General features: G+C 43.5%; 8 protein-coding genes. 2 read left to right on the top strand and 6 right to left on the bottom strand.

Annotated features, from left to right (window positions below):
• Positions 1 to 52: 52 nt before the first annotated feature.
• From C7B77_RS21735 to C7B77_RS21715, 5 genes are all read right to left on the bottom strand, one after another.
• Positions 53 to 289, bottom strand: coding sequence for an HNH endonuclease (locus tag C7B77_RS21735; RefSeq protein ID WP_106309774.1), 237 nt, complete (start codon positions 287 to 289; stop codon positions 53 to 55).
• 7 nt (positions 290 to 296) lie between these two features.
• Positions 297 to 746 (bottom strand): hypothetical protein, encoded by a 450-nt coding sequence (locus C7B77_RS21730; RefSeq protein WP_106309771.1) that lies wholly within the window; start codon positions 744 to 746, stop codon positions 297 to 299.
• Positions 747 to 1,626: 880 nt separating this feature from the next.
• A complete protein-coding gene (locus C7B77_RS21725; protein WP_106309768.1) occupies positions 1,627 to 1,857 on the bottom strand; it encodes a hypothetical protein in 231 nt (76 codons plus the stop codon).
• Positions 1,858 to 1,992: 135 nt separating this feature from the next.
• Positions 1,993 to 2,676: a phytanoyl-CoA dioxygenase family protein gene (locus C7B77_RS21720; RefSeq protein ID WP_106309765.1), complete on the bottom strand. Its 684-nt coding sequence runs from the start codon at positions 2,674 to 2,676 to the stop codon at positions 1,993 to 1,995.
• A 17-nt stretch (positions 2,677 to 2,693) separates the two neighbouring features.
• Entirely contained in the window at positions 2,694 to 3,182 is a 489-nt protein-coding gene (locus C7B77_RS21715) for a DinB family protein (RefSeq protein ID WP_106309762.1), read from the bottom strand.
• Positions 3,183 to 3,428: 246 nt separating this feature from the next.
• Between C7B77_RS21715 and C7B77_RS21710 the strand changes: the two genes are divergently transcribed.
• A complete protein-coding gene (locus C7B77_RS21710; protein WP_106309759.1) occupies positions 3,429 to 4,844 on the top strand; it encodes a TldD/PmbA family protein in 1,416 nt (471 codons plus the stop codon).
• Here the strand turns inward: C7B77_RS21710 and C7B77_RS21705 are convergent.
• Positions 4,841 to 5,398 (bottom strand): ATP-dependent Clp protease proteolytic subunit, encoded by a 558-nt coding sequence (locus C7B77_RS21705; protein ID WP_106309757.1) that lies wholly within the window; start codon positions 5,396 to 5,398, stop codon positions 4,841 to 4,843. The two genes, C7B77_RS21710 and C7B77_RS21705, sit on opposite strands and share 4 nt — an antisense overlap.
• Before the next feature lie 139 nt (positions 5,399 to 5,537).
• Between C7B77_RS21705 and C7B77_RS21700 the strand changes: the two genes are divergently transcribed.
• Positions 5,538 to 6,008, top strand: coding sequence for a hypothetical protein (locus tag C7B77_RS21700; RefSeq protein ID WP_146138441.1), 471 nt, complete (start codon positions 5,538 to 5,540; stop codon positions 6,006 to 6,008).
• Positions 6,009 to 6,040 lie beyond the last annotated feature (32 nt).

The raw sequence follows: 6,040 nt of genomic DNA, 5'->3' as shown, positions 1-6,040 counted from the left end.
ATCCATAACAGTAATTGAGATAATTGGTGTTAAATCTATCCAATCTCCAACATTAACTAAAACGTCGATCGAACCTAGGATCGAAATAGTGTTTTTTCTGACTATTACACGAACCGCACAAAGTTTGCAGGTTGCTAAGATCGTTACTACCGCCTGATGCTAGCGGGATGATATGGTCGATCGATAGATTGGTAGTTTGTCCGCAACTTTTGCATTGATGGTTATCTCGATCGAATACATATTCCCGCACTTCGTTGGGAAAACTAATCCGTTTAGATTTTTCTGACATGGAGCTATTAGTTGTTCTCGATTTGCGAACTGTTGACTAATTGACGAATTTCATCGAGAGGAGAATTATTAGTTGTCGATATATTAAATGACATTTCTACTTCACTAGCTAGTTCGCTATTCTTAGCTGGTTGGACAAAATGTTTATCAAAAGCTAATACTTGCTTCAGAGCTTTTCTAAACGAGCCATGTGTTAAGGCTAAATTTTTATCATCAAAATTGATACACTGCAAGTTTTTACCATTTAAGTCCTTATAAAATATAAAGCCGTGCTCATAGTATAAAATTACCTCTGAAATGCCATTCTTTAGAGGAAAAGCAATTTTCACGTACAACTTCTCGTATTTGTCATCTTCAGAGCCAGTAGAAATACTAATAGAAGGTGGCGGATCGCCCATAAACAGTAAATCCTCAACCGTACTCAGAATATTCGTCAATTCACCCCAATTAAATGCCATAGTTTAAAATATAAAGACTTTACTGTTATAATACCCACTCGAAAATCATAAGCTCCAATCGCATAGATCTGTATGGGCGGGTTGATGACATTGATTACATTATTAACTACATTTACCGTCAACAAACTAATACTGCGATTGTTAATTCACTAAAAATATTTTCAAAAATAGATGTATTTGATTTTTTATTTAAGTACTCGACTTATTTGGACATACATCTTCTTCAATTCTAAGTAGATCGATGAAGTTTTTTAGTTTTTCTTCCGAATAAGTTTTGTTCATTTTTGATACAAATTAATTGAAATATCGTTTAATAGATTCTACGTCTCAAAATCAACATTTTAAGATGCTTGACGCAAAATAATCCCATAATTTTAATTTTTTCAGGTTTTTGTAAGTCTACGAGATTGTTCTGGTCTTGATTCAATAATTAATACAAGGCTAGTATTTGTATTTTAAAAGCATACTAAGATATTGAAATCAGCCAAAAGCATGAATAAATACTACAGCTTTTTGCTTGGGAATTAATGCAGCCTATATCAGCACCAATAAGTGTATCGATCTTATTTTCATGGTTTGGCTCCGGCTAGGTCATATCTAGATTATTTGAATGCTTTGAATCGAATCTAACTCAGCAAATACTAATATGCAATTAGATGAATTGCTTAATTTTACTAGCAATCATCGCCAATTAACACGACAATTATATATGTTTAATGATTAAGAAATCGCAATAAAACAATTTTTTTGACGATCGATCCCGTGACGACTTTACTATTTTGTCGTACCGCTAAGACTACCCGCTGCTCGATATCTTCAGCGTCAACTACTTGGTGGCATTGCTATCGTTGAGTAGTCATCGTCTTCAATGTCTTGCCAATCATCCATCTCGATCGAAAACTATCTCTACTAGATTTAACTCATCCAGTATGCAGAAACCGATCCCCGATCGACTTGAGCTAAATAGCTCAAGTCGATCGAGTAATAAATAATGATTCAAGTCGCAGATCGATTCTGGTAACTCAGTCAAATTTTGACTACTGAGATCTAATTTAGTGGCTCGATCGCGATGAGCTGCGGCAATTAATTCTATAACTTGCTTTGATGCCATGATTTATGCTTCCCAGTTGCAGAAGCCGCCTGGATGTAGCGGCGATCGGGAATATATTGAGTATGCCCAAGAACAGATTGAATTTTCCTACTTCTACTGCAAATATCTAGCGAATTTTGGGAACTCGGCTCGATTCTAGTAATACCACTCTAGTCCTTTATCTAATGGACGATCGGCGTATTCGAGATGAATGACGCGACGATGGCTGGGTGTGGTGGCGATCGAGGATGAATGTAATAATAATGGACGCATCAGCAGCACTCCCCCAGCTTGGCAATTGCAAGAAATCGCCCGATTCAGTTGCTTCCATTCATCGATTTGTGGGGTAGTCAATTTGCCCTGACGGTGCGAGCCGGGGATGACTTTTAAAGCTCCATTCGACTCATCCGTGCGATCGAGATGAATCCTTACCGTTAGCATTCGTTCTAAAATAGCTATCGGCGGTTGAACGTGGGGGACGCCTTCTTTAATCGATTGGGGGTGATAATCGGGTAGATCGAGATGTTGTTTGACAGCAATGCTCAGATCTTGATGCCATGGTACTTTCCAGTTGGCATTTGGTTGTTTGTCGAAAAATATGCCCCTAACAACCCGTGCGGTATCACCCAAAATTGGTTCTACTAAAGCTCGAATTTCTTGGCTTCGTGCCAATTTGCTGACACTGGGAACTAATTCTAAGATGTTTCTAATTCCCGCACGACCGGAAGTAAGATCGAGAGTATTAATATCTGCAATGAGTAAGTCGATCGAGTCCGGATCGAGATAACTATCGATCGTCACAAATCCTCGTTCTTCGACTTCCCGCACGCTAATATCCATCCTCTACCCTCTACTCTCTACGCCTGAAATTCCGGCATTGCAGGCAGATCCGTTACTCCAGCATCGTAACCCATTTGGTTGAGTAGAGTAGTTAATTGGCCGCGATGGTGGGTTTGATGGTTGAACATGTGGGTAACTAGCAGCCAATGGGGAAGAGTGCGCGTAAAGCCGGAACTATTGGTATAGGTTAAATCCGCATTCAGCCAGTCTGGTGTTAAATTTTCTGCCCATTCGATAATCGTTCGATCGAGTCGTTCCCGTTGTGCCCGTAACTCGCTAAAATCGCTATAGAGTTCTGCGTCTAGTTTGGCAACAAATGGTTGCTGGGTAAATCTCCCCAACCAAATGCGATCGGCGATCGCGATATGATTGAGAGTACCGTGGATCGACTTAAAAAACGCCCCGCGATCTGACTTGCGATCGACATCAGGAATATCGGCGCAGACCGCATACAGCTTCTGATTCATCCACTGATTGTAATTTGAGATCGCCGTGTAATAATTCATGAGCTTTTGGCTTGAGGTATTAGCTTCGCTGTCTGGTGTCGAGTTTTGGATTAGGTAATTATCTCAGTGTAAAAGCCTAATTAATTGATTAGATAGAAATTAACTGAAACCTATGTGGTGGGCACTGCCCACTACAGGATATTTTATATTTAATTAAGTCTATCTACTTATTATTTAACATTCAGCTCAAACCTAAAACCTAAAGCCCAAAGCCTAAAGCCTAACCCCTATCACACTCCCACACTTATGCCTTCGATCGTTGTTGATAGCAAAAACCGTCTGACAGATTTAATTAAACGTTACCGCGATCGCGTGGATTATTTGGCGATTAGACTCGAAGAATCGGAAGGAACGGATATTCTGATCCGAGGCGATAAAGTCGAAACCCTGAGCGAAGATTTAGCCATTGGCGGACAAGTCCGCGCTTGTTATAAGGGTGGCTGGGGATTTGCCAGCTTCAATCGGCTAGAGACACTTGCAGAACGGATCGAAGAAGCGATCGCCGCTGCGCGGATTATTGGCGAAGACAAGACAATTCTGGCACCGATCGAGATTATTCAGACTACTTGCAGCTTACCTTTGACGGGTACCGATCCGCGCGAGATTTCGATCGCGCGCAAAAAGGCGATGTGCGAGCATTATAATCGCATTCTCCAGACTACCGATCGCCGGATTGCCACGACATCTGTCAGTTATGGCGATAGCGCGCAACATATCGTGCTAGCCACATCCGAAGGTACCCTAATCGAGCAATCGTGGGTAGATATGGAAATCCGGTTTGCCGCGACAGCCAGAGATGGCGATACCGTCCAAACCGGACGCGAAACTCTCGGCTCGCGCAAAGCTTATGAAGATACGATCGGACTCGATCGTCAGGTGGAAAGTGCCGCCCAACGTGCGGTGGCTGCCCTCTCGCTGCCCCCTGTCAAGGGTAATGCTTATACTGTCGTGATCGACCCCATTTTGACTGGATTGTTCGTTCACGAGGCATTCGGGCACCTTTCCGAGGCCGATTCGATTTATGAGAATCCCGATCTGCTGGAAACCATGACAATGGGACGGCGGTTCGGTTGTAAGGATTTACAAATCTTCGATGGCGCGGCACCGGAAGGACATCGGGGCAGCTATCTGTATGATGATGAGGGGACGCCTGCGACGACGACGCAGTTGATTAAAGATGGCAAGCTGGTAGGGCGGTTGCACTCACGCGAAACGGCGGGACGATTGGATGAAGCCGCTACTGGCAATGCGCGCTGCTTGAATTATCATTATCCCCCGATCGTGCGGATGACAAATACCTGGATCGATCGCGGACATACGCCTGTTGCCGATTTGTTTGCGGATATTAAAGAAGGCGTCTACGCGCGCAATTGGTTGGGCGGGATGACTAATGGCGAGATGTTTACCTTTGGTGCGGGTGAGGCGTGGATGATTCGCAATGGCGAAATTGCCGAGCCAGTGCGCGATGTCACGCTGTCGGGGAATGTGTTCAAAACCCTAGCCGACATCGAAGGGATCGGGGACGATTTTTATTGGGATGAGTCGGGCGGTTGCGGTAAAGCTGGGCAAGGTGGCTTGGCAGTTGGCGTCGGCGGGCCGAGTTTGCGGATTCGCGATGTGGTTGTCGGCGGCGACATGGAGGATTTAGAAGACGAGGATTAACGGATACGATCGATCGATCCGTAGGCTTGGGCTTCTGTAGCGGACATATATTCCCGCTTGGCAGTATCTGCGGCGATTGTTTCGATCGATTGTCCGGTAGCTTGAGCGTACAATTCATACAAAACTTGTCGTTGTCTAAATACCGATCTGGCAGCAGATTCGATTTCTTGCGCCGTCCCTGTGGTTAATGTCACCTCGTCAGCCTGTGCCAAACGAATGCGTGCGTGCGAGTGTGCCAATCGGTTGCCGGGACTACCGATCGCCAGGAGTAAAGAACCGATCGAGTCGGCAGTTCCGGTACAAATTGTATGTATTTCCGATCGCAAGCTCCGCATGGTGTCATAAATTGCCAATCCGGCTGCAACGCTTGTTTTCTGCGGTTGTGCCAATCCCGATTCGGTATTGATATATATTTGAATCGGTGTATCTGAATCTTCCAGATCTAAACAAATCAGTTGGGCGATCGACTCATTTGCAGCTTTGTCATCGATCGGCTGTCGCAAAAAGATGGTACGGGATTGTTGTGTCCAGCGATCTCGATCGAATGAATACATGGATTGCTCCCAGCGATCTAGCAGATTAAATAGTTATCTCAATTTTGGGGAGGCTGAAGGCTACAATTAGTCCCCTATCTTTATGATAACGATCTGGCTGGTTATCGACATTCATTTAGCAAAGTCATTAAATATAATCATGTCACCAGCGATCGCCTTTAATAAATTCATCTTACTTTTCAGTCTGTATATAATTCTCAGTCTAGTTATTTATCTAACTACTTCTTTTACTTCTCCAGCTTGGATAGTGGCATTTTTTGTTTTGCTTCCTTTTTATGGAATTTGTCTACTTTCACTCCTGGCACGCGCTACTAAAAATTGGAAAGTAAAAATTAAGTATCGCACATTTCTACTCATCCCCGTCTCGATCTTTCAACTTGTCAAAATCATCTCCAGTCCGGCAAGCTGCTATGGTTGGCATCAGGGAAAAAGTTGTTATTCTCTGATTCAGGCTCTGTTAACTACGGAAAATATTCGGACTTTCGCTCGGACTCCAGCTCCGTGGCAAATAGTAGAGTTAGCATTTCCGGTTACGTTAGTGCTATATCTACTTTCAATAGTGGCTTTGCTACGTTCGATTCGCGTTCGAGATTTTCCGATTGACAGTTAGATTAATTGATAATTGATAATTGATAATTGGGC

The organism is Chamaesiphon polymorphus CCALA 037, from assembly GCF_003003845.1.
Classification (GTDB): Bacteria; Cyanobacteriota; Cyanobacteriia; order Cyanobacteriales; family Chamaesiphonaceae; genus Chamaesiphon; species Chamaesiphon polymorphus.
Note: the sequence above shows the minus strand (reverse complement) of the source record. Positions and strands in the feature narration are given on the sequence as shown.

Bases quoted from the DNA above. Each gene is read 5' to 3' on its own strand.
- C7B77_RS21730 (WP_106309771.1), bottom strand. From the start codon at position 746: ATGGCATTTAATTGGGGTGAATTGACGAATATTCTGAGTACGGTTGAG.
- C7B77_RS21700 (WP_146138441.1), top strand. From the start codon at position 5,538: ATGTCACCAGCGATCGCCTTTAATAAATTCATCTTACTTTTCAGTCTG.
- C7B77_RS21735 (WP_106309774.1), bottom strand. From the start codon at position 289: ATGTCAGAAAAATCTAAACGGATTAGTTTTCCCAACGAAGTGCGGGAA.
- C7B77_RS21710 (WP_106309759.1), top strand. From the start codon at position 3,429: ATGCCTTCGATCGTTGTTGATAGCAAAAACCGTCTGACAGATTTAATT.
- C7B77_RS21725 (WP_106309768.1), bottom strand. From the start codon at position 1,857: ATGGCATCAAAGCAAGTTATAGAATTAATTGCCGCAGCTCATCGCGAT.
- C7B77_RS21715 (WP_106309762.1), bottom strand. From the start codon at position 3,182: ATGAATTATTACACGGCGATCTCAAATTACAATCAGTGGATGAATCAG.
- C7B77_RS21720 (WP_106309765.1), bottom strand. From the start codon at position 2,676: ATGGATATTAGCGTGCGGGAAGTCGAAGAACGAGGATTTGTGACGATC.
- C7B77_RS21705 (WP_106309757.1), bottom strand. From the start codon at position 5,398: ATGTATTCATTCGATCGAGATCGCTGGACACAACAATCCCGTACCATC.